The 25,849-nt window shown below is 71.0% G+C and carries 21 protein-coding genes and 3 riboswitches; of the genes, 11 read left to right on the top strand and 10 right to left on the bottom strand.

What is annotated here, in order from left to right; all coding sequences use genetic code 11:
* Window positions 1–86: 86 nt before the first annotated feature.
* The 6 genes from ACIBCK_RS24770 to ACIBCK_RS24745 form a co-directional block, all read right to left on the bottom strand.
* Entirely contained in the window at window positions 87–863 is a 777-nt protein-coding gene (locus tag ACIBCK_RS24770) for an SDR family NAD(P)-dependent oxidoreductase (RefSeq protein WP_399393585.1), read from the bottom strand.
* Between the two features lie 60 nt (window positions 864–923).
* A complete protein-coding gene (locus ACIBCK_RS24765; RefSeq protein WP_399393583.1) occupies window positions 924–2,225 on the bottom strand; it encodes a nitrate/nitrite transporter in 1,302 nt (433 codons plus the stop codon).
* 296 nt (window positions 2,226–2,521) lie between these two features.
* Window positions 2,522–3,091: a glycerol-3-phosphate responsive antiterminator gene (locus ACIBCK_RS24760; protein WP_399393582.1), complete on the bottom strand. Its 570-nt coding sequence runs from the start codon at window positions 3,089–3,091 to the stop codon at window positions 2,522–2,524.
* 126 nt (window positions 3,092–3,217) lie between these two features.
* On the bottom strand, window positions 3,218–4,558 hold the full coding sequence (locus ACIBCK_RS24755; RefSeq protein WP_399393580.1) for an MFS transporter: 1,341 nt from the start codon (window positions 4,556–4,558) through the stop codon (window positions 3,218–3,220).
* Window positions 4,559–4,603: 45 nt separating this feature from the next.
* Window positions 4,604–6,109, bottom strand: a complete 1,506-nt coding sequence (locus ACIBCK_RS24750) for an NAD-dependent succinate-semialdehyde dehydrogenase (protein ID WP_399393579.1) — start codon at window positions 6,107–6,109, stop codon at window positions 4,604–4,606.
* A 226-nt stretch (window positions 6,110–6,335) separates the two neighbouring features.
* The gene (locus ACIBCK_RS24745) at window positions 6,336–7,139 is read right to left on the bottom strand and encodes an IclR family transcriptional regulator (protein WP_399393577.1); all 804 of its coding nucleotides are present in this window, start codon (window positions 7,137–7,139) and stop codon (window positions 6,336–6,338) included.
* Window positions 7,140–7,431: 292 nt separating this feature from the next.
* Here ACIBCK_RS24745 and fae point away from each other — a divergent pair, with 292 nt between their 5' ends.
* From fae to ACIBCK_RS24730, 3 genes are all read left to right on the top strand, one after another.
* On the top strand, window positions 7,432–7,980 hold the full coding sequence (gene fae, locus ACIBCK_RS24740) for a formaldehyde-activating enzyme (RefSeq protein ID WP_399393575.1): 549 nt from the start codon (window positions 7,432–7,434) through the stop codon (window positions 7,978–7,980).
* A gap of 55 nt (window positions 7,981–8,035) precedes the next feature.
* Window positions 8,036–8,962: an NAD(P)-dependent oxidoreductase gene (locus ACIBCK_RS24735; protein WP_399393573.1), complete on the top strand. Its 927-nt coding sequence runs from the start codon at window positions 8,036–8,038 to the stop codon at window positions 8,960–8,962.
* Window positions 8,963–9,092: 130 nt separating this feature from the next.
* On the top strand, window positions 9,093–9,470 hold the full coding sequence (locus ACIBCK_RS24730; RefSeq protein WP_399393571.1) for a LuxR C-terminal-related transcriptional regulator: 378 nt from the start codon (window positions 9,093–9,095) through the stop codon (window positions 9,468–9,470).
* Between the two features lie 56 nt (window positions 9,471–9,526).
* Here ACIBCK_RS24730 and metE read toward each other — a convergent pair whose 3' ends face one another.
* From metE to aceA, 4 genes are all read right to left on the bottom strand, one after another.
* Window positions 9,527–11,848, bottom strand: coding sequence for a 5-methyltetrahydropteroyltriglutamate--homocysteine S-methyltransferase (gene metE, locus ACIBCK_RS24725; RefSeq protein ID WP_399393569.1), 2,322 nt, complete (start codon window positions 11,846–11,848; stop codon window positions 9,527–9,529).
* A 159-nt stretch (window positions 11,849–12,007) separates the two neighbouring features.
* A riboswitch (cobalamin riboswitch) is annotated at window positions 12,008–12,226 on the bottom strand.
* A 172-nt stretch (window positions 12,227–12,398) separates the two neighbouring features.
* A complete protein-coding gene (locus ACIBCK_RS24720; RefSeq protein ID WP_399393567.1) occupies window positions 12,399–13,268 on the bottom strand; it encodes a 3-hydroxybutyryl-CoA dehydrogenase in 870 nt (289 codons plus the stop codon).
* A complete protein-coding gene (gene aceB / locus ACIBCK_RS24715; RefSeq protein WP_399393566.1) occupies window positions 13,265–14,854 on the bottom strand; it encodes a malate synthase A in 1,590 nt (529 codons plus the stop codon). Before aceB ends, ACIBCK_RS24720 begins: the two co-directional genes overlap by 4 nt.
* Before the next feature lie 150 nt (window positions 14,855–15,004).
* Window positions 15,005–16,294 (bottom strand): isocitrate lyase, encoded by a 1,290-nt coding sequence (gene aceA, locus ACIBCK_RS24710; RefSeq protein WP_399393564.1) that lies wholly within the window; start codon window positions 16,292–16,294, stop codon window positions 15,005–15,007.
* A gap of 202 nt (window positions 16,295–16,496) precedes the next feature.
* Here aceA and ACIBCK_RS24705 point away from each other — a divergent pair, with 202 nt between their 5' ends.
* From ACIBCK_RS24705 to ACIBCK_RS24670, 8 genes are all read left to right on the top strand, one after another.
* Window positions 16,497–17,912: a short-chain fatty acyl-CoA regulator family protein gene (locus ACIBCK_RS24705; protein ID WP_399393563.1), complete on the top strand. Its 1,416-nt coding sequence runs from the start codon at window positions 16,497–16,499 to the stop codon at window positions 17,910–17,912.
* Window positions 17,913–18,013: 101 nt separating this feature from the next.
* Window positions 18,014–19,078, top strand: coding sequence for a tRNA (adenosine(37)-N6)-threonylcarbamoyltransferase complex transferase subunit TsaD (tsaD, locus tag ACIBCK_RS24700; RefSeq protein WP_399393560.1), 1,065 nt, complete (start codon window positions 18,014–18,016; stop codon window positions 19,076–19,078).
* Complete coding sequence (locus ACIBCK_RS24695) at window positions 19,078–19,668, top strand: GNAT family N-acetyltransferase (RefSeq protein ID WP_399393558.1); 591 nt, start codon at window positions 19,078–19,080, stop codon at window positions 19,666–19,668. The genes tsaD and ACIBCK_RS24695 overlap by 1 nt, the downstream gene beginning before the upstream one ends.
* Window positions 19,669–19,671: 3 nt before the next feature.
* Window positions 19,672–19,857, top strand: a riboswitch (cobalamin riboswitch).
* Window positions 19,858–20,099: 242 nt separating this feature from the next.
* Window positions 20,100–21,599 carry a CoA-acylating methylmalonate-semialdehyde dehydrogenase gene (locus ACIBCK_RS24690; protein ID WP_399393556.1) on the top strand — a complete coding sequence of 500 codons (1,500 nt, stop codon included), beginning with the start codon at window positions 20,100–20,102 and terminating at the stop codon, window positions 21,597–21,599.
* 5 nt (window positions 21,600–21,604) lie between these two features.
* Window positions 21,605–22,753 (top strand): acyl-CoA dehydrogenase family protein, encoded by a 1,149-nt coding sequence (locus ACIBCK_RS24685; protein WP_399393554.1) that lies wholly within the window; start codon window positions 21,605–21,607, stop codon window positions 22,751–22,753.
* Window positions 22,750–23,817: an enoyl-CoA hydratase/isomerase family protein gene (locus tag ACIBCK_RS24680; RefSeq protein ID WP_399393552.1), complete on the top strand. Its 1,068-nt coding sequence runs from the start codon at window positions 22,750–22,752 to the stop codon at window positions 23,815–23,817. Before ACIBCK_RS24685 ends, ACIBCK_RS24680 begins: the two co-directional genes overlap by 4 nt.
* A 62-nt stretch (window positions 23,818–23,879) precedes the next feature.
* Window positions 23,880–24,758: a 3-hydroxyisobutyrate dehydrogenase gene (gene mmsB, locus ACIBCK_RS24675; RefSeq protein ID WP_399393939.1), complete on the top strand. Its 879-nt coding sequence runs from the start codon at window positions 23,880–23,882 to the stop codon at window positions 24,756–24,758.
* Complete coding sequence (locus tag ACIBCK_RS24670) at window positions 24,755–25,561, top strand: enoyl-CoA hydratase (protein WP_399393550.1); 807 nt, start codon at window positions 24,755–24,757, stop codon at window positions 25,559–25,561. Before mmsB ends, ACIBCK_RS24670 begins: the two co-directional genes overlap by 4 nt.
* Before the next feature lie 96 nt (window positions 25,562–25,657).
* Window positions 25,658–25,842, top strand: a riboswitch (cobalamin riboswitch).
* Window positions 25,843–25,849 lie beyond the last annotated feature (7 nt).

The following is a 25,849-nucleotide window of genomic DNA, read 5'->3' as shown; positions in this document are numbered from 1 at the left end:
ACCTCTTGGTGTGCGGTGTGGGGGGTGCGGACGAACGTGGTGGGGGAGCGGGTCTGGTGACGCGGTCTACGTACGAGTCGGTCGGCTCAGCGGACCAAGTAGCCTCCGTCGACCGGGAGTACGTGGCCGTTGACGTAGTCCGATGCGCGGGAGGCGAGGAAGACCGTTGCCCCCATCAGGTCGGCGACGTCACCCCAGCGGCCGGCCGGGATGTGGTCAAGGACGCGCTGGTTGGTCTCGGGGTTGGCCCGCGTCTCCTCGGTGATCTTCGTGGCGAAGTAGCCCGGGGCGATCGCGTTGACCTGGATGTTGTGCTGCGCGAGCTCGTCGCAGTACGCCTTGGTGAAGCCGGCGATGCCGTGCTTGGTGGCGGCGTACGCGGGCGACCACTGGCCGCCGAGGAAGGAGAACATCGACGCGATGTTGATGATCTTGCCGGAGCGCTGCGGGACCATGAAGCGGATCGCCTCGTGGCTCAGCTCGAAGGGGGCCGTGAGGTTCACGCTCACCATCGGGTCCCACTGCGTACGGCCGAACTCCTCGACGTCGGCGATGTTGCAGATGCCCGCCGAGTTCACCACGATGTCCACCGACCCGAAGGCCTCCGCGCAGCCCTCGACGATCTGCTTCGGCACGCCCGGCTTGGTGAGGTCGGCCTCCAGGAACTCCATGCGGCGCCCCTCGGCCTCGATCAGCTTCTGCGTGGTGCCGTCGTCCGCGGCCATGGACGGCACGAAGACGTTGGCGCCGGCTTTGGCGAGGGCCAGCGAGAACGCCTGGCCGAGGCCGGTGTTGCCGCCGGTGACGATGGCGTTCTTGCCGTCGATGGAGAAGAAGTCGCGGTTGAACTCGGTGATGTCCATGGGGAGTTCGCTCTTTCCGGTGCGGTACGTGGTGCGGTGGCGCGGGGTCGGTCGGGTGGTTCAGGCGGTCACGGGCACCGCCTCCGGGACGGGCCGTGGGGCGCCGGTGGCCAGTTCGCGGCGCCGGGTGCGGCCGGTGAGCGTGGTCAGGCCGACGCCGAGGAGCGCCATGGCGAGCAGGAACAGGAAGAGAGTGGTGTAGCCGCCGCCGTGCTCGGGGACGGCGGGTGTCGCGGCCGGGTCGCCGATCCACCAGGCGCTCAGGGTCGGCAGGAACGCGTCGGGCAGATACGCGATCCCGGACGCGAGGCCGATGACGCCGCCCCGCTCGTTCTCCGGGACCTCGACCTCGCCGACCTGCGCCCAGTAGACGCCCCGGCTGGCGAACACCAGCAGGCACAGCGCGAACATCAGGGCCAGCGCCACCCACTTGAAGGCGGAGTTGCGCGGCAGCACCAGGAACGTCACGGCGACGGCTGCGCAGCCGATGAACATCCAGCGCAGGAAGCGGGGCGTGGACTTGGTGACCTTGTCCACGACGACCCCGCCGGCCGGCCCGGCGACGAACTGGAAGACGTAGGTGCGCACGACGCCGATCACGCCGATGAGCGCCGCGGCCATCCCGTACTGGTGCTCCAGGAGCGGCGAGAAGTAGCCGAGCGTGGTGTAGAAGCAGTACATCAGCATGACCGTGCCGCCGATGAGCCACGTGTACTTGTTCCGCGCGGCCAGCCACAGCTGCCGCAGGGTGACGGTGCTGGAGCCGAGGTCGGCCAGGCGCCGCTCGTCCCCCTTGACGAACAGCCACACGAGGACGGCGTAGACGAAGCACAGGACGCCGTAGATGCGGATCAGCCACAGCACGCCCGCCGCCTCGGCGACGCTCGCCGCGACGACGGCCGTCCCCACGAAGCCGACGATCGTCGACGTGACACCGCGCACGCCCTCAAGGAAACCGAACAGACGGCCCTGCTCCGAGGAATCACCCAGCATTCCGATGGCTTTCACCAGGGCGGCCCAGTACAGACCCATTCCCATCACGGCCATCAGGATGTGCGCGGCCAGAATTCCCCAGTAACCCGGGACGGTCCCGAGATAGAGGTCGGCGACGCCGGTACCGACGAGCGCGGTCACGATCAGGGCCTTCGGCGAGAACTTGTCCGCGAACCAGCCGCCGAAGAAGTACATCACCATGGCGACGACGCCGAAGACCGAGATGATGTTGGCGTACTGCTGCGCCGAGAGTTCGAGCGCCGTGGCCGTCGGCCCCAGGAAGACGAACCGGATGTACGCGACCTGATAGATGACCCCGCAGGTCATCGACAGGATCAGAAAACTGACCCACTTCTGGGACTTGGTCACGGCGCTCACCACCTCTTTGTGGAAATGCAGGGCAGGAAAGTACTCAGATACACGGATGCACGGATGCACGGATGCACGGAAAAAGAGCACAAAAAAAGAACAGCAACTCTCCCCTGTCGGGAAGGAGTTACTGTTCTCTGGTCTCTAGTAACTGCCCCGGAACAGAAGTCGACGAGGAAGTCGACGACTCTTGTTCCGGAAGCCGGTATGCGGTTGTGGTGTCAGTTTGGGGCGGGCCTTTTTCGGCCTGCCCGGCAAAAGTAAATCGCGGGTGTCGGCAGTGTCAACCCCCGCTGTCACATCGCCCAGACCTCGCGGTTGGACGAGGCGATGGCGCTCGCGCCCGCCTTCAGGGCGGCGAACACGTCGTCCCGGTCGCAGACCAGCCCGCCCGCGATGAGCGGCACGTCGATGTCCGCGACGACCCAGGAGATCACCCGCGGCATGCAGCCCGGCAGGATCTCCACGCAGTCGGCCTTCGACATGCGCAGCTGCGGGGCGAGATTGCGGTACGACATCGAGTCGATGAGGAAGAAGCGGTGCACCGCGTAGAGGCCGAACTCGCGGGCCGCGCGCAGCATGAACGCCTTGGAGCTGAGCACGCCGTCGGCGGCCGTCCGCTCCTTGACGTAGCGGACCACGATCTCCTTGCCCGCGAAGCCTTCGAGCAGGTCGACGTTGACGAGCACGATCCTGCCGTCGTCCTTGAGCCGCTGCACGATCGCGGGCAGGTCGAGGACGGTGCCGTAGAGCAGGAACACGATCCGGCACTCGGAACGCAGAACGGCCTCCAGGTCGTCGGCGTCCTTGACGCTGGCGACGACCGGGTGGTCCTCCAGGAGCGAGGGGAGCGGCGTGGTGTCCATGGGGATCTCCTGGAGTGCGGCGCGGTGACAAGCTCCCTCAGGAGCGGCAAGCACCCTCAGGGTACGACCGGGGAGCGCCACCGCCACGCGGGCCCCGGCGGCCGTCGCCCGCCCCCGTCCACCCCTCTACCGCTCGGCGCGCGCCGCGTGGGCGAGATCCATGTCCGTGGTCTCCGGAGCCAGGAAGTGCGAGACCACACCGCCGAGCGCGAGCACCCCGGCCCCGACGAGCAGCACGAACTCCGGGCCGAAGCGATCGAGGCCCATCGGCAGCAGGAACGTGCCGATCGCGGCGCCGACCCGGCTCATCGCCGCGGAGAAGCCCACCCCGGTGGTGCGCAGCGCGGTCGGGAAGACCTCCAGGGGGTACACGGCGGTCAGCGCGCTGGAGGCGGCGTTGAGGAAGATGAAGAACAGGAAGCCGCCCACCACGACCGCGGTCACGTCCGGGAAGAGCGCCACCACGGCCAGACATCCCGCGGTGATCCAGAACGGCGGGATGAGCAGCTTGCGCCGCCCGACGCGGTCCACGACGAGGCAGCCCACCGTGACGCCGGCGACCGCCGTGAACGCGTACACCAGCAGCGCGCCCGCCGCGTTGTCGCCCATGTTCAGGGCCTCGAAGACCTCGCCCCAGAACGCGCCGATCGCGAAGTACGGCAGGACGAGCGCCGCCCAGAAGGTGCTGGCGAACACCGTCGCCCGCAGATGCGCCTTGCTGAACAGGGCCCGGAATCCGGCCTGTTCACCGCTGTCGGCCAGTTCCGCGTCGGCGTCGAGCTCGATCCCGTACCGCTCGATCAGCGTCCGGGCCTCGCCGGTGCGCCCCTGGCTCAGCAGCCAGCGGGCCGATTCCGGCACCCCGCCGCGCAGCGCGAGGCAGGCCAGGGCGACGACCGCGCCGCTGGAGAGGGACCAGCGCCAGCCGCCGTCCACGGAGGCGAAGAGGGCGCCGACGACGGTGGCGAGCGCGTAGCCCGCGTACCAGCTGATCTCCAGGCTGGACAGCAGGCGGCCACGGCCCTTGCTCGGCGCGTACTCGGACAGGAGCGGCGCGCCGACCGCGTACTCCCCGCCGATCGCCAGGCCCATCACCAGGCGGACGAGGAACAGCTGCGTGCCGTCCGCCACGAAGAACTGGGCGACCGAGCTGAGCAGGAAGATCAGCATGTCGACCATGAAGACGGGCCTGCGGCCGAACCGGTCGGCGAGCCAGCCGAAGACCGGGCCGCCGAAGAAGATGCCGATCAGCGGGGACGCCCCGACCAGGCCCTGCGCGACCGTGCCCAGGTGCAGATCGGCGGTGAGCGCGGCCATCGCCATGCCGATGCCGCCGATGACGTAGCCGTCCAGGCCCTGACCCAGCTGAGTCGCGGTCTTGAGCCGGAAGTGCAGACGGCCCCGGTCACGGGCGACACGCTCGGCGGGTATCGGTTCCGGGCGGTCGGAGACAGGCGTCATTGCCATGTCGGGACTCCTTGAGGGGGGAGGGGCGGGTGAGGGGTGCGGCCGTTACGGGGTCGGCCAGTCCAGCGCCACGTACTTCGTCTCCAGGAAGGCCTCGATGCCTTCCCGGCCGCCCTCCCGCCCGAGCCCCGACTGCTTCACGCCGCCGAACGGCGCCGCCGGGTCGGAGATCAGACCGCGGTTGAGGCCGACCATGCCGGCCTCCAGACGCTCGGCGACGCGCAGGCCGCGGGCCAGGTCGCGGGTGAAGACGTACGAGGCCAGGCCGTACGACGTGGCGTTCGCGGCGGAGATCATCGCGTCCTCGTCGGTGAACGTCGTGACCGGTGCCACCGGGCCGAAGACCTCGGTGTGCAGGATCACTGCGTCCGCCGGGACGTCGGTGAGGACGGTGGCCGGGTGGTACCAGCCGTCGGCCTCCGGGACCTCGCCGCGGGCGGCGACACGGGCCCCACGGCGTACGGCGTCCTCGACCAGGCCGGTGATCTTCTCGACGGCCGCCGGGTTGATCATCGGGCCGAGGGTGACGCCCTCGTCGAGGCCGGGGCCCGCCTTGACGGCCAGCATCGCCGCGCAGAGCTTCTCCGTGAACTCGGCGGCGACGTCCTCATGGACGTAGAAGCGGTTGGCGGCGATGCAGACCTCGCCGCCGCCGCGCATCTTGGCGTCCATGGCACCGCGCACGGCGGCGTCCACGTCGGCGTCGGCCAGGACGACGAACGGGGCGTTGCCGCCGAGCTCCATGGTCACGTTGACCACATGGTCGGCGGTCTGGCGCAGCAGGGCCCGGCCGGTGGCGGTGGACCCGGTGAAGGAGAACTTCCGTACGCGTTCGTCGGCGAGCCACGCCGACACGGTCTCGGGGGCGCGGTCGGTCGGCAGCACGTTGAGCAGCCCGGCGGGCAGGCCCGCCTCGGCGAGCAGCGCGGCCACGGCAAGCGCGGTCAGCGGGGTTTCGGGGGCGGGCTTGAGCAGGACGGGGCAGCCCGCGGCGAGCGCCGGGGCGATCTTGCGGGTGGCCATCGCCGCGGGGAAGTTCCACGGCGTGACGAAGGCCGTGACGCCGACGGGCTGTCGCAGGATGACGTGGCGGAAGCCGCCGCCGGGCGCCTCGCCGAATCCGGAGTCGATCCGCACCGCCTCCTCCGCGAACCAGCGGAAGAACTCGGCGGCGTAGGCGACCTCGGCGGCGGCGTCGCGGTAGGCCTTGCCGTTCTCCAGGGTGATGAGGCGGGCGAGGTCGTCAGTGTGCTCGCGCATCAGACGGAAGGTGTCGGCGAGGACCTCGGAGCGGCGCCTCGGCGCGGTGTGCCGCCACTCCTCTGCGGCCCGCGCCGCCGCGTCGAGCGCGAGGGCGGCGTCCTGCGCCGAAGCGGCGCTGACCTCGCGCACGACCTGCCCGGTGGCCGGGTCGTACACCGGGTACGTACGGCCGTCGCTCGCCGCCTGCCAGGTGCCGTCGATCCACAAGTCGCCTTCTCCATAAGGTGACTTGGTGATGCTGGTGAGGTCGCTGGTGATGCCGATGTGGGTGGCGCTGGGGCGCTGCATGGGGTGCTCTTTCCGGCGTGTCGGAGATGCCTCGGGCGGCCGTGACCGACAGCTGAGGACGCGGTCGGGCCAGGGGCGCCGGGGCAGGGGAGGGCTGAGGCCCGGCACTGGGGACAGCACGGCTCTCTGCGGGCTCTGCGTGCGTTCACGTCCGGGACGCCAGGAATGTATGAGCCGGTCACCTGCCGGAACAAGAGGTCACCGGCGATCGAGACAGGGGTTGCGCTCAGGGCAACCGGGACGCCGACGGCCGCGGTTCCCAGCCCAGAAGCGACGAGACCTTCGCGGCCGCCGCCATCGCGGCTCTCCCCGCGTGGTCGAGCCGCGCCGCGAAACGGGCGGCGGGCGCCGTGACGTTGAGGGCGGCGACCACCCGGCCACGGAAGTCGAACACCGGGGCCGACACCCCGACGAGGTCCGGCTCGAACTCCTCGAACTCCCGGGCGAAGCCCTCCTCCCGGGCGCCCTTGACCCTCGACCACAGGGCGGGCACGGACACCTCGTGAGTGGCCCCGAAGCGGACGTACAGCTCGTCGGGGCTGGCGTCCCGCAGCAGCACGGGGCCCGCCGACGTGGTCCACGCGGGGACGCAGCGGCCCTCCCACTCGCGCAGCCGGTAGGAGTGCCCGGAGACCGACAGCAGCGTGCGCACCTCCTTCTCGTGCAGGACGCACAGGTGGCTGGTCTCCTCCAGGCCCACGGACAACTGGTGCATGACGGGCCCGGCCACCCGCACGAGGCGGCTCTCCGAGGTGCGGGCGACCAGCGAGAACAGCCGCCAGCCGAGCCGGTACTCCAGGCTGTCGGGGTCGCGCTCGACGATGCCCACGTCCGCGAGCGCCTTCAGCGCCCGTGACACCTGGCTCTTCTCGCGTCCCACGATCTGCGCGATCCGGACGACTCCCAGGCCGCCGGTGTGCTGGGCCTCCGGCGAACCGAGGGCGTCGAGCAGGTCGATGTCACGGCGCAGGCCGTGACCCTGATTGCGGCCGGCTATGGGGGCGGAGCCGGCGGCGTTCGCTTCGTTCACGCCCGCATCGTAAGGGTGACGTCCCGGGGGACTGCCTGGCCAGGGGCTCGGTTGCCCTCACCGCAACCCCGGTTTCGATTCCCCGGGCGGGCTTGTCCGGCGCTCGCCGGGAGTTCTAGATTCACCGGGCAAGGCAGCGGGGCACGGCCCCCGCGAAGCCCTCCGCGTGGCATTACGCGGATCGCTTCTTCTTCCCAACTCATCGCGCAAACAGCTTCATTGAGTTCCGCGCGCCCTCCTGCCCTTCCGCGCTTCTGACGCACCTCATCCTGACCCTCGTATGGGAGCACTCATGCCCTTCGCCCCCGCCGCGCTCATCGGCGAGTCCTTCGTCGGCGACGGCCCCAACGCCGCGCACACCAACATCGTCATCGGCCGCAAGGGCGGCCCGGTGGAGACCGCCTGGGCGACCGCGCTGGCCACTCCGAGCGCGGGACACGTCCCGTACATGACGGTCGTGCGCCCCTCCGTCCCGGTGAAGCCGCTGACCCTGTTCGTCAACAAGGCGGTGGCCGCCGGGGAGCTGCACGAGCGGGCCACCTGGGGGTCCGCGCAGGCGGGTCTCGCCCAGGGAGTCGCCGACGCGGTGGCGGACGGTGTCGTCCCCGCGGACGAGGCCGACGACCTGCTGATCATCGCCGCGGTGTGGGTCAACCCGAAGGTCGACGACCTCGACGAGTCGTTCCGCAACCAGCGCACCGCCGCCTACCGCGCCCTGCGCGCCGCCGTCGAGTCCACCCCGACCCCCGGTGAGGTCCTCGACGCCGCGAAGGCGGGAGTGACCAATCCCTTCTACACGCCGTCCGAGGAGCAGCTCGCGAGCTCGCGCCCGCAGGGCTGATCCGCCAACTGGCCATCCGTACAACCCTCTCAGACCGCAGCAGCGAGGAAATATCATGAGGATCGGTTTCATCGGCCTGGGCAACATGGGCCGTCACATGGCACGCCACCTGATCCGGGCCGGGCACGAGGTGACCGTGCACGACTCCCGCCCCGAGGCCGCGGCCGAACACGTGGCACTCGGCGCCATCTGGGCCGAGACGGCGGCCCAGTGCGCCTCCCAGGCCGAGGTGTTGGTGACCATGCTGCCCAACCCGCGTGTGGTGGAGGACGTGTTGCTGCGCGGTGGCGTCGCCGAAGCGCTGCCGACCGGCTCCATGTGGATCGACATGTCGACGTCAACGCCCGGGGCGGCGGACCGAGTTGCTGCCGAAGTGCTCGACCGGCGCGGCGTGCGTCGGCTGGACGCCCCGGTCAGTGGAATGGCGCACGGGGCGGAGGCCGGGATGCTGCAGATCTTCGTCGGCGGCACCGCCGCCGACTTCGAGGAGGCACTGCCCGTGCTGCGGGTCATGGGTGACGCGGAGCGCATCCTCCACGTGGGTCCGCTGGGGGCCGGCTACACGGTCAAGCTCATGATCAACCTCCTCTGGTTCAGCCATCTCACGGCGTCGTCCGAGGTGCTGGCCATGGGCGTCAAGGCGGGCGTCGACCTGGGCACACTGCGCAACGCGCTCCTGGCGAGCCCCGCCGCGTCCAACTTTTTGGAGCGCGACATCATGTGCGTCCTCGCCGACGGGGACTACGACGACTCGTTCGCCATGGCACTTGCCTGCAAGGACCTGGGCCTTGCCGTGGACCTGGGCCGGGACCTCGGTGTCTCCACGGAACTGTCGGCCCTGGTCGAGCAGATCTACCGCAGGGCCAAGTCCCGGCACGGCGACTTGGCGGGCGAGATGACGCCGGTCCGGCTGTACGAGGAGCTGGCGGGCCGGGAGTTCCGGCTCGGCGCCGAAGTGGCCGCGGGCCCGGTGGCCGTCTAGGCCTGGACGCCGAGGAGGGTGGGCCTGGACCCACTTCCGGGCCGACCTGGGAGGCATCGGGTTCCGTGCCGTGCAGAGTGGACTCACCGCGCCGTACCGGCCGGGAGTTCACGAAGCAGAAGGAAGGCTCATGCGACAGGTCGAAGGCCTGTCCAACCAGGCCATCGCCGGGCGGCTCTTCCTGAGCGACAGCGCCATCAGCAAGTACACCACTTCCCTGTTCGGCAAGCTCGGCCTGACCGACGACGACAACAACAACCGCCGTGTCCTCGCCGTCCTACACCTACCTCAACGGTCCCTGAGGGCCAGCACCAGAGATGGTTTGGTGGACCGGGGGCACACGACTGCGGTCGGCACCGACACGGACCAGGGAGGCCCCGGCCCCGGACGACCGCCGCCGCATCGTGGCTCTCGCCCCGACGAACTCCTGGCTCCGCTCGGCTCCGAGGAGCGGGAGACGTTGCATGGGTTGCTTTCGCGGGTGGCGCATACGGGGGGCGAGGCCTGACCCCCCGTATGCGCCTCGGTTCGTCCTGGTCGATCGGGGCGTTCGGGGCCTTCGGGTCAGGACCCCGAAGGCAGTTCCGTCCTCACCTCGCGTGCCGCCGCCACCAGGTTCTCCAGGGAGGCCTTGGTCTCGGGCCAGCCGCGGGTCTTGAGGCCGCAGTCCGGGTTCACCCACAGGCGTTCGGCGGGGATGGCCTCAAGTCCCTTGCGCAGCAGGGCAGCCGCCTCCTCGGTGCTCGGTACGCGCGGGGAGTGGATGTCGTAGACCCCGGGGCCCGCCTCGCGCGGGTAGCCGTGTCCGGCCAGTTCGCGGGCCACCTGCATGTGCGAGCGCGCGGCCTCCAGGCTGATCACGTCGGCGTCGAGGTCGTCGATGGCCTGGACGATGTCGCCGAACTCGGCGTAGCACATGTGGGTGTGGATCTGCGTGTCGGGCCGGACGCCGCTGGTGGTGAGCCGGAAGGATTCCGTGGCCCAGTTCAGGTACGCGGCGTGCTCGGCGGCGCGCAACGGCAGCGTCTCGCGCAGCGCGGGCTCGTCCACCTGGATGACGGAAGTGCCCGCCGCCTCCAGGTCGTTCACCTCGTCCCGCAGGGCCAGGGCGACCTGGCGTGCCGTGTCGCCCAAGGGCTGGTCGTCCCGGACGAAGGACCAGGCGAGCATGGTGACAGGGCCGGTGAGCATGCCCTTGACGGGGCGCCCGGTGAGCGAGTTGGCGTACGACGTCCAGCGCACCGTCATCGGTTCGGGGCGTGAGATGTCACCCGCGAGGACCGGCGGGCGCACATAACGGGTCCCGTACGACTGGACCCAGCCGTGCTGCGTGGCGAGGTAGCCGGTGAGCTGTTCGGCGAAGTACTGCACCATGTCGTTGCGTTCGGGTTCACCGTGCACCAGGACGTCGATGCCCGTCTTCTCCTGGTAGGCGACGACCTCGCGGATCTCGTTCTTGATGCGCTCCTCGTAGCCCGCCGTGTCGATGCGGCCGGCCCGCAAGTCGGCGCGCGCGGTGCGCAGTTCGGTGGTCTGCGGGAACGAGCCGATGGTGGTCGTGGGAAGGAGCGGCAGACCGAGATGGGTCCGCTGAGCCGCCGCACGCTCGGGATAGGCGTGCGCGCGGCGGGCGTCGGCCGCCGTGACGGAGTCGACGCGTGAACGTACGGCCGGGTCGTGGGTGAGGGCCGAGCCGGAGCGGGACGCCATGTCGGCGCGGTTGGCGGCCAGTTCGGCCGCGATGGTGCCCGTGCCCTGGGCCAGGCCGCGGGCAAGCGTGGCGATCTCGGCGGTCTTCTGATGGGCGAAGGCGAGCCAGCGTGCGATCTGCGGGTCGATGTCACGCTCGGCGGTGGAGTCCAGCGGGACGTGCAGCAGGGAGCAGGACGCGGAGACGTCCACCCGGTCGGCGAGGCCCAGGAGCGTGCCCAGCGTGGAGAGGGACTTCTCCAGGTCGTTGATCCAGATGTTGCGGCCGTTGACGACACCGGCGACCAGGCGCTTGCCGGGCAGCCCGCCGACGGCGGCGAGGTCCGCGAGCTGGTCGGCGGCGGTCTCCGTGAAGTCCAGGGCGAGGCCGTCGACCGGAGCCTTGGCCAGCACGGGCAGTGCCTCGCCAAGCCTGCCGAAGTAGGAGGCGACGAGGAGCTTCGGGCGGTCGGGGAGGGCGCCGAGGTCGCGGTAGGCACGGGCGGCGGCGTTGAGCTCCGCCGGGGTGCGGTCCTGGACCAGGGCGGGCTCGTCGAGCTGCACCCACTCGGCGCCGGCCGCACGCAGGTCGGCGAGGACCTCGGCGTACACGGGCAGCAGGCGGTCAAGGAGCGTCAGCGGCTCGAAGTCGGCGGCCACGCCGGGCGCGGGCTTGGCGAGCAGCAGATAGCTCACCGGGCCGACGAGGACGGGACGGGCGGCGAGGCCGAGCGCGACGGCCTCCTTGAGCTCGGCGACCTGCTTGGCGGAGTCGGCGGCGAAGACGGTGTCGGGACCCAGCTCCGGCACGAGGTAGTGGTAGTTGGTGTCGAACCACTTGGTCATCTCAAGGGGCGCCACGTCCTGGGTGCCGCGGGCCATCGCGAAGTAGCCGTCGAGCGTGTTGGTGTCGACGGCCTCGCGGTGCCGCTGTGGCACGGCACCGACCATGACGCTGGTGTCCAGGACATGGTCGTAGTACGAGAAGTCGCCGGTGGGCACTTCGTGGATGCCGGCGTCGGCCAGGCGCTGCCAGGTGGACCTGCGCAGCTGCGCCGCGGTCTCCCGGAGGGCGTCGGCGGTGACGCGGCCCTTCCAATAGCCCTCGACGGCCTTCTTCAGTTCACGGTCGGGGCCCTGGCGGGGGTAGCCGTACACGGTGGCCCGTGCTGCCGCGGCTGCGGACTTCGCTGTCACGGAAATCTCCTTCGCGAGATGACTCCTGAGAATCCCGGGGACGGGACACGGACGCGAAGGGATGACGGACCGGGCGGACCGAACGCGCGCCACCGGCGCGGTGCTCCACCTGATCTACGCCGACCCGCCCACGAGGTCACCGGGATGCCGCACGTGAGGGATCACATGCGGGCAACGGGCAGGTCTTCGGACTCGCGGGCGCACCTGCCGAGGCAGATTCCTACTGGCCGTCGCTTCCCGGATCCGCGCTCGGATCCAGTGCGTATGACGGCGGTCGTTCCCACTCACCGCTGCGGGGCAGTCCCGGATTCCCACCGGGTTCCCTCTTGCGACGCGTCTGTCTGGCGGACAGGGCGAACCAGCTGCACGGATCAGGCTAGAGGGTCGTCGGGGTTCTTGGGCGCCACTGATCACATTGCGGACCGTGAGGTGAGACACGGACCCGAGGGGCGGGGGCGCACGCGAAGGGCGCGGAACAGATCACCACTCCGTTCCGCGCCCCGCACACAGCAGCCGCGGGCCCCTCGGCCCGGCGGCGGACCCGGGCCCCTCAGCCCCGGTCGTACAGGTGGAACCCGCGCCCGCTCTTGCGGCCGAGCAGCCCCGCTTCGACCATGCGCAGGAGCAGCGGCGGCGGCGCGTACAGGGGTTCCTTGAACTCTTCGTAGAGAGACGCCGCGATGGAGGCGACCGTGTCGAGGCCGATCAGGTCCGCGAGCTTCAGCGGGCCCATCGGGTGCGCGCAGCCGAGCTCCATGCCCGCGTCCACATCGGTGGCCGTCGCGAAGCCGGACTCCGTCATGCGGATCGCGGAGAGAAGGTAGGGCACGAGCAGCGCGTTGACGACGAAGCCCGCCCTGTCCTTGGACCGCACCACCGTCTTGCCCAGCGTGTTCGTGGCGAACTCCTCGACGGCGGCGACGGTTTCGGCGGCCGTGTGCAGCGAGGAGACGACCTCGACCAGGGGAAGGACGGGTGCGGGGTTGAAGAAGTGCAGCCCGAGAACGCGGTCGGCGCGCCGGGTCGCCATGCCCAGACGCATGACCGGGATGGAGGAGGTGTTGGTGGCGAGGATCGCGCCGGGGTCCTCGACGACCTTGTCCAGGGCGGCGAAGATCTCCGTCTTCGCCGCGGTGTCCTCGACGACCGCCTCGACGACGAGCTGGCGGTCGGCCAGGTCGTCGAGGCTGCCGGTGAAGACCATGCGGGCCAGTGCGTCCTCGGCGCCGATGCGGTCCAAGTTGCCTCGCTGGACGGCGCGTTCGAGTGATACGGCGACCCGTTCGCCGGCGGCGCGAGCGGCGAGGGAGTCGGCCTCGCAGATCACGGTGTCCAGCCCGGCACGGGCACACACCTCGGCGATCCCGGCCCCCATCCGGCCCCCGCCCACCACACCGACCCGGCGGATGGATGTGCTCATGACCGCCCCTCCGGGTGGCGCACGAGGTGACGGCTGTAGGCGTCCGTGGTGAAGAAGGCGGGCAACTCCCGGGCCAGCGCTGTCCGTTCGAAGACTCCACGGACTTCGTCGAGTGGGGCCCACGGGTACTCCGCGCCCAGGGCGGCGAGCTCGTCATCCACCAGGCCGAGGACCGTCGCGCGATCCACGACCCGGTGGCGCAGCCACTGCCAGATCTGCACCCGGGCGATCTCGGCCGTGGCCGCGTCCTCCATCAGGCCGTACAGCGCGACGGCTCCCTGCCCGTGCAGCCAGGCGGCGAAGTAGCGCAAAGCCACCGCGATGTCGGTACGTACGCCCTCCGCCGTGGGCGGTGCGCTGACGCGGCGCACGGACAGCAGCCGGGCCGCCGTCACCTCGACGTCGTCGCGGGTCCGGTCGATCTGGTGCGGGCGGGAGCCGAGCACTCCGTCGAACACCTCGCGGCAGACGGGGACAAGGGCGGGATGGGCGACCCAGGAGCCGTCGAAGCCGTCCTCGGCCTCGCGTTCCTTGTCGAGCCGGACCCTGGCCACGGCTGCCTGATGGGCGTCGGGGTCCTTGCCGGGCACGTGGGCGGCCATGCCGCCGATCGCGTGGGCGCCCCGCTGGTGGCAGGTGCGTACGAGGAGGTCGGTGTAGGCGCGCATGAAGGGGGCCGTCATGGTGACCTTGGCCCGGTCCGGCAGCAGGAAGTCGGTACGGTGCCCGAAGGTCTTGATGAGGCTGAACAGGTAGTCCCAGCGGCCCGCGTTGAGCCCTGAGCTGTGCTCGCGGAGCTCGTAGAGGATCTCCTCCATCTGGACGGCGGCCGTGATGGTCTCGATCAGGACGGTGGCCCGGATCGTGCCCCGGGGGATGCCGGTGAGGTCCTGGGCGAGGACGAACACGTCGTTCCACAGCCGCGCCTCGTCCCGGCTCTCCAGCTTCGGCAGATAGAAGTACGGTCCGTGCCCGGCGTCGATCTGCCGCTGGGCGCAGTGGAAGAAGTAGAGCCCGAAGTCGACGAGGGAGGCCGGCGCGGGCCGCCCGTCGAACTCCAGGTGTTCCTCGGTCAGATGCCAGCCGCGCGGGCGGACGACGATGGTCGCCAGGCGCTCGCCGAGCCGGTACGGCTTGCCATCCGGCGTGGTGAAGTCGATCCGCCGCTCGATCGCGTCGAGCAGGTTCAGCTGGCCGTCGACGATGTTGTCCCAGGTGGGGGAGGTGGCGTCCTCGAAGTCCGCCATCCACACCCGCGCACCGGAGTTGAGGGCGTTGACCGTCATCGCGCGCTCGGGAGGTCCGGTGATCTCCACGCGCCGGTCGGTGAGGCCGGGGGCCGGTGGTGCCACCTGCCAGGTGTCGGCCCGGATACGGGCGGTGGCGACGGAGAAGTCGAGCGGGGAGCCGGAGGCGAGCCGAGCGCCCACCCGCGTGCGCTCCTTGAGGATCTCCAGGCGGCGTTCGGCGAAGGCGTCGACGAGACGGCCGACGAACTCAAGGGCCTCGGGGGTGAGGATCTCGTCGTGCCGGTCGGCCGGTACGCCGAGGACCCGGGCGCGGCTGGTCGGAGCGGAGATGGACATGCGGGTCTCCTCAGCAGGGGTGGTGCGGGCCGGGGGGGGGCGCCCCGAAGGGGCGCGGGGCCGTGACATGTGGGGCTCCGCCCCGCGGGCGCGCCGAGCCCCCACCGGCCCGCGGACATCAATGCGGCGATCCAGCGCAGTGCCTGGCGCCTAGTGGAACTGCTCTTCCTCCGTGGACCCGGAGAGCGCGGTCATGGAGGAGGCCGGGTTGACCGCGGTGGACACCTGGTCGAAGTAGCCGGTGCCGACCTCCCGCTGGTGCTTCACGGCGGTGAAGCCCTGCGCCTGCGCTGCGAACTCGCGCTCCTGGAGGTCGACATAGGCGGTCATGCCGTGCTCGGCGTAGCCGCGGGCCAGGTCGAACATGCCGTGGTTGAGGGAGTGGAAGCCGGCCAGGGTGATGAACTGGAAGCGGTAACCCATGGCCCCCAACTCCCGCTGGAACTTGGCGATCTGGTCGTCGTCGAGCGCCGCACGCCAGTTGAACGACGGCGAGCAGTTGTAGGCGAGCATCTGGTCGGGGTGCTCGGCGTGGATCGCCTCGGCGAACTCGCGGGCCTGGGCGAGGTCAGGGGTGCCGGTCTCCACCCAGATGAGATCCGCGTACGGGGCGTAGGCGAGCCCGCGGGCGATCACGGGTTCCATGCCGTTCCGCACCCGGTAGAAGCCCTCGGCGGTGCGCTCGCCCGTGACGAACCGGGCGTCGCGCTCGTCGACGTCGCTGGTCAGGAGGTTCGCCGCGAGGGCGTCCGTGCGGGCGACGATGAGCGTCGGCACATCGGCGATGTCGGCGGCCAGGCGGGCCGCGTTGAGGGTGCGGATGTGCTGGCCGGTCGGCACGAGGACCTTGCCGCCCAGGTGACCGCACTTCTTCTCCGAGGCCAGCTGGTCCTCGTAGTGGATGCCCGCCGCGCCCGCGGCGATCGTCGCCTTGGCCAGCTCGAAGGCGTTGAGCGGTCCGCCGAAGCCCGCCTCCGCGTCGGCGACGATCGGGGCGAGCCAGTCGGTGGTGTCGTCGCCGCCCTCCGCGGTGGCGATCTGGTCGGCGCGCAGCAGGGCGTTGTTGATCCGACGGACCACCTGAGGCACCGAGTTGGCGGGGTAGAGCGACTGGTCGGGGTAGGTGTGCCCGGCCTGGTTGGCGTCGGCGGCCACCTGCCAGCCGGACAGGTAGATCGCCTGCAGACCGGCCTTGACCTGCTGGACCGCCTGCCCGCCGGTCAGGGCGCCGAGCGCGTGGATGTAGTCCTGCTCGTGCAGTTGGCGCCACAGCCGCTCGGCGCCGCGGCGGGCCAGGGTGTGCTCCTCGCGGACGCTGCCGGAGAGCCGGACCACGTCATCGGCGGAGTAGGTGCGCTCGATGCCCTTCCACCGTGCGTCGGCCGCCCACCGCTGAGCCAGCTCCTGGGCCGTAGCCGTCGTCGTCCCTGCCTGTGCCATGACCGTCTCCCGGTAGTTCGTGAACTGTGCGAAGGTGTGGCACTGAGTGCCGTAACTGTGTGAGGGTGCGGCCCGTCGGCGGAGCCCGGCGGGCCGCGGTACGACTCTGACATCGGCACTCAGTGCCAACAACCAGGGAAAGGTGCCAAGTTCTGCGCATCTTTTCCCGCCGAATTGCCAACTCTGTTAACGGGGGTCACGGGTGAGCAAGACGTACGCGGGAGCGCGGCTGCGACGCCTGCGGGAGGAACGCCGCATGAGCCAGGCCGACCTGGCCCGCGCCCTGGCCATCTCGCCGAGCTATCTGAACCAGATGGAGCACGACTCCCGGCCGCTGACGGTGCCCGTGCTGCTGCGTCTCACCGAGGCGTTCGGCGTCGACCCGGGCTTCTTCTCCGAGCGCGACACCAGCCGCCTGGTGGCGGACCTGCGGGACGCCCTCACCGGCGAGGTGTCCGCCGGGCGGGTCTCCGCGTCCGACCTCTCGGACCTCGCGTCGCGCATGCCCGCCGTCGCCACGGTCCTGGTCGACCTCGGCCGCCGGAACCAGCTCCTCACCGAACAGCTCTCCGATGCCGCGGAGGGGCGAGGTCGGGGAGCGGCGGCACAGCCCCGCTCGGCGCACGAGGAGATCCGTGAGTTCTTCTACCGGCGCCAGAACTACCTGCACGACATCGACATCGCCGCCGAGCGGTTCGCGACGGAGATCGGTGTACGCCAGGGCGAGGTCGTGCGCGCCCTGTCCGCGCGCCTCGCCGAGCGCCACGGGGTGCGCCTGGCCGCGGACGCCGACCAACTCCTGCACCACTACGATCCAACGGCCCGGGTCCTGCACCTCTCCAACCGGCTGCGCCCCGGCCAACAGGCGTTCCGGATGGCGACCCAGCTCGCTCTCCTGGAGTACGCGGACGAGATCTCCGCGCTCGCTTCGGAGGACTTCGGCCAGGAGACCGCGGCCTGGCCGCTGGCCCGCATCGGCATCGCCAACTACTTCGCGGCCGCGCTGATCCTGCCCTACCGCCGCTTCCACGCCGCGGCGGAGGAGTTCCGTTACGACATCGAGCGGCTCACCGACCACTTCGGCCTCGGCTACGAGACCATCTGCCACCGCCTCAGCACCCTCCAGCGCCCCCGGCTGCGCGGGGTGCCCTTCTCCTTCGTCCGCGTCGACAGGGCGGGCAACATGTCGAAGCGTCAGTCGGCCACCGCGTTCCACTTCTCCCGAGCGGGCGGCACCTGCCCGCTGTGGAACGTGTACGAGGCCTTCGCCGCGCCGGGCCGCATCCACGTCCAGGTCGCCGCCATGCCCGACGGGCAGCGTTTCCTGTGGACCGCCCGTGCGGTCACCCGGCACCGCGGCGGCTGGGGAGAGCCCGGCAAGACGTTCGCCATCGGCCTCGGCTGCGAGATCCGCCATGCGGCACGGCTCGTCTACTCCGACGGCCTCGATCTCGACAGCGCATCGTCCGCCGTGCCCATCGGCATGGGCTGCCGCCTCTGCGAACGCACCGACTGCCCCCAGCGGGCGGTGCCGCCGCTGGACCGGCGCCTGGCCATCGACGAGAACAGCAGCACCTTCATTCCCTATCCGGTGGCCGGGGAACAGGAGAGGCCCTGAGGTCTCACGGCAGACCCGCGGGCACACCTGCGGGTCTTATTGCACATTACTTGCAACTACACTTCACAGGCAGAAAGAGGCTGTAGGTGAAGGAGACGCCGGTGGCAGCGGGGCGCATTGTGCTGGGGATCGAGTCGTCGTGCGACGAGACCGGAGCGGGGATCGTCTCGCAAGGGCGGTTGCTCGCCCACGCGGTGGCGTCGAGCATGGACGAGCACGCCCGGTTCGGCGGCGTGGTCCCCGAGATCGCCGCACGAGCGCACCTGCACTCCTTCACCCCGGTCGTCCGGCGCGCCCTCGACCAGGCGGGTCTGAAGCTGTCCGACATCGGCGCGGTGGCGGTCACCACGGGCCCCGGTCTGTCCGGCGCGCTCCAGGTCGGCGTCGCGGGAGCCAAGACCCTGGCCTACGAGCTCGACGTCCCGCTGTACGGGGTGCACCACCTGGCCGGGCATGTCGCCGCCGACACGCTGGAGCACGGCCCGCTGCCCGACCCCTGCGTGGTCCTGATCGTCTCGGGCGGGCACACCTCCCTGCTGCTCGTCCGGGACCTGGCCCGCGATCCGATCGTGCACCTGGGGGACACCCTGGACGACGCGGCGGGCGAGTGCTTCGATAAGGTCGCCCGCGTCTTCGGCCTGCCGTATCCGGGCGGCCCCGCCATCGACCGCGCCGCACGGAGCGGCGATCCGCGGGCGGTGGCCTTCCCCCGCCCCCTCACCGGGCCGAAGGACGACCCGTACGCGTTCTCCTTCTCCGGTCTCAAGACCGCCGCCGCGCGCTGGGCCGAGGGGCACGCCGGCCGCGACCTTCTGGTGGCCGACGGCGCGGCCTCGCTCCAGGAGGCCGTCGCGGACGTACTGACCCGCAAGGCGCTCGCCGCCTGCCGGGACCACGGGGTCGGGACCCTCGTCGTGGTGGGCGGTGTCGCCGCCAACTCGCGCGTGCGGACGCTCGCCGAGGAGCGGTGCGCCGCCGCGGGCGTGCGGCTGCGCGTACCCCCGATGACCCTGTGCACCGACAACGGCGCGATGATCGCCGCCGTCGGCGACCTGCTCGTACGCTCCGGGGCCGAACCCGCGCCCTGGGACGTGTCGATCGACCCGTCGGCTCCCCTCGCGTACGCGGCCCTGCAGCCGAGGGCGGCCACGGCGAGGGCTGCCTGATGGCCTCGGTCGTACGGCTGCTGAGCGGTGAGCAACTGCTCGCGCACGTGGACGACTTGCGCGGCGTCTACGCCGAAGCCTTCCGCGCGGCGCCCTGGTACGAGGACGAGGAGAGGGTGGCGCAGTTCCTGGTCCGGCTCCACGACGACATACGGCGCCCCGGCTTCACCGCGGCGGTCGCCCTGGAGGGTGCGGGCATCACAGGGTTCGCCACCGGATGGACCACGCCCGCCCCCTTTCCCGCCGACCGCTGCTACCCGCAGGCGGCGGCCGGACTCGGTGCCGAGCGCACCCTGTCGTGGCTGTGCGGGGCCCGCGAGATAGACGAACTCGCCGTGCGCCCCGCCGCCCAGGGTGCCGGTACCGGGGCCGCCCTCCTTGACGCGATGGCCGCCGGCGCCCCCGACGGCCGTCTCTGGCTGCTGACTTCGGTCAAATCGCCGCAGGCCATGGGCTTCTACGGCCGCCAGGGCTGGACCCAGGCGACGCACCCCGCCCCCGACGGCAAGGGCGTCGTCGTCTTCCTCGGCCCCCGCCACCCCGCCAGGACCCTCGCGGTGTCCCGCGGCGGGGAGGGGTGGACTTACTAGGGCGTCCAACTATATGTTCGTGGCACAAGGTCCGCGGTGCAGGGAAGCCGGTGTGAATCCGGCACGGTCCCGCCACTGTGACCGGGGAGTGTGCTGCCATCCACACGCCACTGGCGAAGTCTGCCGGGAAGGCGGGCGGCGCGCGGAGATCCGGGAGTCAGGATACCGGCCGCGGAATGTTCCGTGTTGTCCACGAGGATGGAGCAGACACGCATGGCACCGGTCCGTACCCACGACCCTGGTGATCCGGCGGAGCGCACACAACTCACCACGCGCTCATAGGACTTCGCGACCCCGGGCGGTCTCGACCCACGCCTGACGGCCCCGACATCCGCTGTCCCGCGGCTGACGCCGGCAGCGCACGCATCCGTGCGCCCCGTCGGCGGCGCGCCGTGCCGTCCCCGGATCTCACCTGACGAGAGCAGGCACCCATGGTCCGTGAACTCACGCACTTCATCGGCGGCAAGCACACCGCCGGCACGTCGGGCCTCTTCGGCGACGTGTACGACCCCAACACCGGCACCGTCCAGGCCCGCGTACCGCTCGCGGGCCGGCCCGACACCGAGGCGGCGATCGCCGACGCGGTCAACGCCCAGCGAGAATGGGCGAGGTGGAACCCGCAGCGACGCGCCCGCGTCCTGCTGCGCTTCCTCCAGCTCGTCGAGGCCGAACGCGAGTCCCTGGCAGGGCTGTTGTCCGCAGAGCACGGCAAGACCGTGGCCGACGCGCACGGCGACATCCAACGCGGCCTGGAAGTCGTGGAGTTCGCCGCCGGGATCCCGCACCTGCTCAAGGGCGAGTTCACGGACAACGCGGGCAGCGGCATCGACGTGCACTCGCTGCGCTCCCCGATCGGTGTGGTCGCGGGGATCACCCCGTTCAACTTCCCCGCGATGATCCCGCTGTGGAAGGCGGCGCCCGCCATCGCCTGCGGCAACGCGTTCATCCTCAAGCCCTCCGAGCGCGACCCCTCCGTGCCCCTGCGTCTTGCCGAACTGCTCCTGGAGGCAGGCCTGCCGCCCGGCGTCCTGAACGTCGTCAACGGCGGCAAGGAAGCGGTCGACACCCTCCTTGCGGACCCCAGGGTCGGCGCGCTCGGCTTCGTGGGCTCCACACCGGTCGCCGCGCACATCTACGCCACCGCCGCCGCGCACGGCAAGCGCGCCCAGTGCTTCGGCGGCGCCAAGAACCACATGATCGTGATGCCGGACGCCGACATCGACCAGGCAGTCGACGCGCTCATCGGCGCCGGATACGGCTCGGCGGGCGAGCGCTGCATGGCCATCTCCGTGGCCGTGCCCGTCGGCGAGGAGACCGCCGACGCGCTGGTGGCCGCGCTCAAGGAGCGCATCGGCACGCTCCGCGTCGGCCGCAGCGACGACCCTCGGGCCGACTTCGGCCCGCTCGTCAGCAGGGACGCGCTCGACCGGGTCCGCAGGTACGTGGACATCGGCGTCAACGAGGGTGCCGAACTCGTGGTCGACGGAGGGCGGTTCAAGCTGTCGGGCCATGAGGACGGGTTCTTCGCGGGTGCCTCGCTCTTCGACCGGGTCGGACCTCGGATGCGGATCTACCGCGAGGAGATCTTCGGCCCCGTCCTGTGCGTCGTACGCGCCGCCGACTACGAGGAAGCCCTGCGGCTGCCCAGCGAGCACCCGTACGGCAACGGGGTCGCGATCTTCACCAGGGACGGCGACACCGCCCGTGACTTCACCCGCCGCGTCGACACCGGCATGGTCGGCGTCAACGTCCCCATCCCGGTGCCCGTGGCCTATCACACCTTCGGCGGCTGGAAGCGCTCCGGCTTCGGCGACCTGAACCAGCACGGCCCCGACGCCATCCGGTTCTACACCCGCACCAAGACCGTCACCTCGCGCTGGCCCTCAGGGGTCAGGGAAGGCGCGAGCTTCACCCTGCCCACCATGGGATGAGCGCCATGACCACCACATCGCTCACCCAGGACCAACAGGCCCTCGTCGAGACCACGCTCGACTTCGCCGACGACCACCTGGCGCCCCGTGCCGTGCAGTGGGACCAGGACAAGTACTTCCCGCTCGACGTGCTGCGCAAGGCGGCCGGGCTCGGGCTCGGCGGCGTGTACGTGCGGGAGGACGCGGGAGGCAGCGGTCTCACGCGGGCCGACGGCGTCCTCGTCTTCGAGGCGCTCGCCTCCGGCTGCCCGTCCATCGCGGGCTACCTCTCCATCCACAACATGGTCGCCTGGATGATCGACACATACGGCGATCCCGCGCAACGGGCGCGGTGGCTGCCCCGCCTGGTCTCCATGGACGACCTCGGCAGCTACTGCCTCACCGAACCGGGGGCAGGATCCGACGCCGGGTCCCTGCGCACCCGGGCGGTCCGCGACGGCGACGACCACGTCCTCAGCGGGGTCAAGCAGTTCATCTCCGGCGCGGGAGCCGCGCAGGTGTACGTGGTGATGGCGCGCACCGGCGGCGAGGGCCCCCGGGGGGTGTCCGCGTTCCTCGTCGAACGGGGTGACCCCGGACTCTCCTTCGGCCCCGACGAGAAGAAGATGGGCTGGAACGCCCAGCCGACACGTCAGGTGATCCTGGACGGGGTGCGGGTGCCCGCCGACCGCCTGCTCGGCCGCGCGGGCGACGGCTTCAAGATCGCCATGAGTGGTCTGAACGGCGGCAGGCTCGGCATCGCCGCCTGCTCCCTGGGCGGCGCCCGCAGCGCACTCAACAAGAGCCTCGCGCACCTCGCCGACCGGGAGGCGTTCGGCGCCCGGCTGCTCGACGCGCAGGCGCTGCAGTTCCGTCTCGCCGACATGGCGACCGAACTCGCCGCGGCCCGAGCCCTGGTCCAGCAGGCCGCCCAGGCCCTGGACCGCGGTGACGCGCAGGCGCCGCAGCTGTGCGCGATGGCCAAACGCTTCGCCACCGACACCGGCTACTCCGTCGCCGATCGCGCGCTCCAACTCCATGGAGGCTACGGCTACTTGACCGAGTACGGCATCGAGAAGATCGTCCGCGACCTCCGTGTCCACCAGATCCTGGAAGGAACCAACGAGATCATGCGCGTCATCGTGGCCCGAGGCCTGACCGAGGCACTGCGGTGACCGCCGCCGAGGACTCCGTCCTGCTCCGGAAGGAAGGCCGCGCGGCCCATCTCACGCTCAACCGACCCCAGGCCATCAACGCCCTCACTCACGCCATGGTGCGCCGCATCGACGAGGCGCTCACCGCGTGGGAGAGCGACCCCGACGTACAAACCGTGATCATCCAGGGCGCCGGCGGGCGCGGCCTGTGCGCGGGCGGCGACATCCGCTCCATCTACGAGGACGCGCGCGCGGGGACGACAGCCTCCGCCGACTTCTGGCGCGACGAGTACCGGCTCAACGCCCGCATCGCCCGCTACCGAAAGCCGTACGTCGCCGTGATGGACGGCATCGTGATGGGCGGCGGTGTCGGCGTCTCCGCACACGGCGACGTCCGCATCGTCACCGAGCGCTCCCGCGTCGCGATGCCGGAGACCGGCATCGGCTTCGTGCCGGACGTGGGCGGCACCTACCTGCTGGCCCTCGCTCCCGGCGAACTCGGCACCCACCTCGCGCTCACCGGCGCGCGGATCGGCGCGGGCGACGCCCTGCTCTGCGGGCTCGCCGACCACTTCGTGCCGAGCGAGGACCTGCCCCGACTCCTCGACGGCCTGGGCATGGAGCCGGTGTGGGACGTACTCGAGAGGTACGTGCGCCGGTTGCCGCCCGGCGAGCTGGCCGGTCACCGGTCCTGGATCGACCACTGTTACGGCGCCGACACGGTGGAGGAGATCGTCGCCCGGCTGCGCGGCCATGGATCACGCGCCGCCGCGGAGGCGGCCGACACCATCGCCACCAAGTCGCCCACCGCCCTGAAGGTCACGCTCGCCGCTCTGCGCCGGGCGCGGCGGCTCGGCCCCCTGGAACGCGTACTGGAGCAGGAGTTCCGCATCTCCTGCGCCGCACTCGCCTCGCACGACCTGGCGGAGGGGATCCGCGCCCAGGTCATCGACAAGGACCGCAGCCCTCGCTGGGCGCCCGCCTCACTCGGGGAGGTCGGTGCCGCCGACGTGGCGCGCTACTTCGCCGCGCCCGCCGGAGGCGAACTCGACCTGGACACAAGCCCGCAGGAGGTGGCGTGGTGAACGGCGGAGTGGCAGGCGCGGTGAACGGCACGCGCACGATCGGCTTCGTCGGGCTCGGTCACATGGGCGCCCCGATGGCCGCCAACCTCGCCAGGGCGGGGCACCGCGTTCTCGGTCACGACCTGCTGCCCGAGCTGCTCGCCTCGGCTGTCGCGAGCGGCGTGGAGGCCGCCGGGTCGACAGCGGGAGCCGCGGCGGAGGCGGACGTGGTGATCACCATGCTGCCCGCGGGACGGCATGTCCTCGGCCTCTACCAAAAGGAGGGGCTTCTCGCCGCCGCCCGGCCGGGCACGCTGTTCATCGACTGTTCGACCATCGACGTCGCCGACGCGCGGGCCGCCCACGCGGCCGCCACCGCGGCCGGGATGCGAGCGTTGGACGCCCCCGTCTCCGGGGGAGTGGTGGGCGCCGAGGCAGGCACCCTCACCTTCATGGCGGGCGGCGGCGGAACCGAGTTCGCCGAGGCCGAACCGCTCCTGACGGGCATGGGCAGCAAGGCGGTGCACTGTGGCGGTCCGGGCGCCGGTCAGGCGGCGAAGATCTGCAACAACATGATCCTGGGCGTCTCGATGATCGCGGTGAGTGAGGCGTTCGTCCTCGGGGAGAGCCTCGGCCTCTCCCACCAGGCCCTGTTCGACGTGGCCTCCACGGCGTCGGGGCAGTGCTGGGCCCTGAGCGTCAACTGCCCGGTGCCGGGCCCCGTTCCGGCCAGCCCCGCGAACCGCGACTACCGCCCCGGATTCGCGGCCCCGCTGATGGCCAAGGACCTCGGCCTGGCGGCCAACGCCCTGCGGGCGGCGGGCATCCATGCCGAACTAGGCCTGAAGGCGGCGGAGTTGTACGCCGCCTATGCCGAAGGGGCTGGAGCGGACCAGGACTTCTCCGGGATCGTCACCACCATCGGCCAACACGCCGCACGAGACGGGGAGGACAGCGCATGACCAGGACCACGACCACGGAACCGTACGAGACGATCCGCGTGGAACGAAAGGGCCGCACCGCGCTGCTCACGCTCGACCGGCCCAAGGCGCTCAACGCGCTCAACCTCCAGGTGATGAACGAGATCGTCGCCGCGACAGAGGCCCTGGACCGGGACCCCGACATCGGCTGCGTCGTCCTCACCGGATCGGCGAAGGCGTTCGCGGCCGGCGCCGACATCAAGGAGATGCGGCCCCGGAGCTACCTGGACATGTACCTCAGCGACTGGTTCGCGGCCTGGGACCGGCTCGGGGCGCTGCGTACGCCGACGGTCGCGGCCGTGTCCGGCTACGCGCTCGGCGGCGGCTGCGAGCTGGCGATGCTGTGCGACATCCTGCTGGCCGCCGACACCGCCGTGTTCGGGCAGCCCGAGATCAAGCTGGGTGTCATCCCGGGCATCGGCGGCTCGCAGCGGCTGACCCGCGCGGTGGGGAAGGCTAAGGCCATGGAGATGTGCCTGACCGGGCGCACGATGGATGCCGCTGAGGCCGAGCGGGCCGGGCTCGTCTCCCGGGTGGTGCCCGCCGGTGAACTCGTCACCGAGGCGCTCGCCGTCGCGGAGAGCGTCGCGGAGAGCGTCGCGGGGATGTCCCTGCCCGTCGCGATGATGGCGAAGGAAGCGGTGTCCCGCGCCTTCGAGACGACCCTCGCGGAGGGTGTCCGTTTCGAACGCCGTCTGTTCCACGCCGTGTTCGCGACCGAGGACCAGAAGGAGGGGATGGCCGCCTTCATCGAGAAGCGGCCTCCCGGGTTCACGCACTCCTGAGGGGCGCTGACCAGGGGCGTACGCCCCTGGTCGTGTGCGCTCGCGTGTGCCACAGGTGAGGCGGTCCCGCAAGTTGTCAGTTGGCTCGATCGCGCACTAAGGTCGCCACGCCTTGGTGCTCGGGAAATCCGGTGTGATGCCGGTGCGGCCCTCGCCACTGTGATCGGGAAGTCCGGCTCCAGCCCTCGCGGCAGCCACTGGGTACTCGCGTACCCGGGAAGGCGGAGTCCGGTCGGTACGACCCGTCAGCCAGGAGACCGGCCAAGGCGCGTTGTCCATCCACGAGGT

Origin of the sequence: Streptomyces sp. NPDC051218 (assembly GCF_044455475.1) — a bacterium.
GTDB lineage: Bacteria > Actinomycetota > Actinomycetes > Streptomycetales > Streptomycetaceae > Streptomyces.
Note: the sequence above shows the minus strand (reverse complement) of the source record. Positions and strands in the feature narration are given on the sequence as shown.

Bases quoted from the DNA above. Each gene is read 5' to 3' on its own strand.
- fae (WP_399393575.1), top strand. From the start codon at position 7,432: ATGCCCTTCGCCCCCGCCGCGCTCATCGGCGAGTCCTTCGTCGGCGAC.
- aceB (WP_399393566.1), bottom strand. From the start codon at position 14,854: ATGTCCATCTCCGCTCCGACCAGCCGCGCCCGGGTCCTCGGCGTACCG.
- ACIBCK_RS24760 (WP_399393582.1), bottom strand. From the start codon at position 3,091: ATGGACACCACGCCGCTCCCCTCGCTCCTGGAGGACCACCCGGTCGTC.
- aceA (WP_399393564.1), bottom strand. From the start codon at position 16,294: ATGGCACAGGCAGGGACGACGACGGCTACGGCCCAGGAGCTGGCTCAG.
- ACIBCK_RS24750 (WP_399393579.1), bottom strand. From the start codon at position 6,109: ATGCAGCGCCCCAGCGCCACCCACATCGGCATCACCAGCGACCTCACC.
- ACIBCK_RS24770 (WP_399393585.1), bottom strand. From the start codon at position 863: ATGGACATCACCGAGTTCAACCGCGACTTCTTCTCCATCGACGGCAAG.
- ACIBCK_RS24685 (WP_399393554.1), top strand. From the start codon at position 21,605: ATGACCACCACATCGCTCACCCAGGACCAACAGGCCCTCGTCGAGACC.
- ACIBCK_RS24720 (WP_399393567.1), bottom strand. From the start codon at position 13,268: ATGAGCACATCCATCCGCCGGGTCGGTGTGGTGGGCGGGGGCCGGATG.
- ACIBCK_RS24755 (WP_399393580.1), bottom strand. From the start codon at position 4,558: ATGGCAATGACGCCTGTCTCCGACCGCCCGGAACCGATACCCGCCGAG.
- ACIBCK_RS24730 (WP_399393571.1), top strand. From the start codon at position 9,093: ATGCGACAGGTCGAAGGCCTGTCCAACCAGGCCATCGCCGGGCGGCTC.
- ACIBCK_RS24690 (WP_399393556.1), top strand. From the start codon at position 20,100: ATGGTCCGTGAACTCACGCACTTCATCGGCGGCAAGCACACCGCCGGC.
- ACIBCK_RS24695 (WP_399393558.1), top strand. From the start codon at position 19,078: ATGGCCTCGGTCGTACGGCTGCTGAGCGGTGAGCAACTGCTCGCGCAC.
- ACIBCK_RS24735 (WP_399393573.1), top strand. From the start codon at position 8,036: ATGAGGATCGGTTTCATCGGCCTGGGCAACATGGGCCGTCACATGGCA.
- mmsB (WP_399393939.1), top strand. From the start codon at position 23,880: ATGGGCGCCCCGATGGCCGCCAACCTCGCCAGGGCGGGGCACCGCGTT.
- ACIBCK_RS24670 (WP_399393550.1), top strand. From the start codon at position 24,755: ATGACCAGGACCACGACCACGGAACCGTACGAGACGATCCGCGTGGAA.